General features: G+C 48.2%; 1 protein-coding gene. It reads right to left on the bottom strand.

Annotation, left to right across the window (positions count from 1 at the left end; genetic code table 11):
* Window positions 1–75: 75 nt before the first annotated feature.
* The coding region (locus R7P74_RS25295) for a DMT family transporter (protein WP_318123395.1) at window positions 76–921 on the bottom strand (846 nt) is incomplete at its 5' end.

The following is a 921-nucleotide window of genomic DNA, read 5'->3' as shown; positions in this document are numbered from 1 at the left end:
GCGAGCTCTCTTTTTTATCCAACTCGTTTCATTTCTCCGTATTCATATTGTCCTAGGTTTTTCGGGCATTACCAACTATTGCGATGCGTTCGCCGCCTTGGCTTTTTTACCCCAAGTCACCTGTTGGATGACCAAACCACTGATGATTAAGACAAGTCCAATCAACGTCGATGGGTGGATTTTTTCACCAATAATGGTGGCCAACAACATTAACGAGATAAATGGCGAAGCAAATATCAGGTTGCTGATGCGCGCCGTGTTTTGGGTTAACTTTAAGGCGCTCAACCACAGCACAAACGTCACTCCCATCTCAAACAAGCCGACGTATGTCACCGCCGCCCAGCCTTTGATGGAGATAGATTGCCAGCTTGCGCCTTCGTACCAACTCAATGCGATAGTGAATGGGATGGCGACCAAAAAGCCCAGCAAAACACCAATCACCGGATCGGCTTTGTTTTTGGTGTTGAGAATCCAGTAACCCGCCCAAAGTAACGTCGACAGCAGTGCCAAGCCAACGCCAAGCGGACTCTCAAACTGCATGCCAAGCACATTGCCTTGCGTTGCAATCACGATCACGCCGAGGTAACTGAATCCACACGCTATCCAATCTTTGCCACGAATCTTCTGCCCCAAAAACACCGCTGCCATCAGGGTGAGCGTAATGGCCCAGCTGTAGTTGATGGCCTGCGCTTGAGAAGCGGGCAGCAAATCGTACGCTTTAAATAGGATCAAGTAATACGCCAACGGGTTGATCAAACCAAGCAGCAAGTAGTACCAAGGATTAGAGAGAAAAGTAGCACTTAGCTGGTTTAATTTACCTTGCACACCGCACACAATCGTAAGCGCGATGGCAGAAACCATACTGGCGATACACAGCATTTGGATTGGCGTAAATTCCGCTAATGTCAGTTTAAATGCGGT

This window comes from Vibrio sp. 2033 (assembly GCF_033339735.1).
This window is presented reverse-complemented; position numbering and strand designations above follow the sequence as displayed.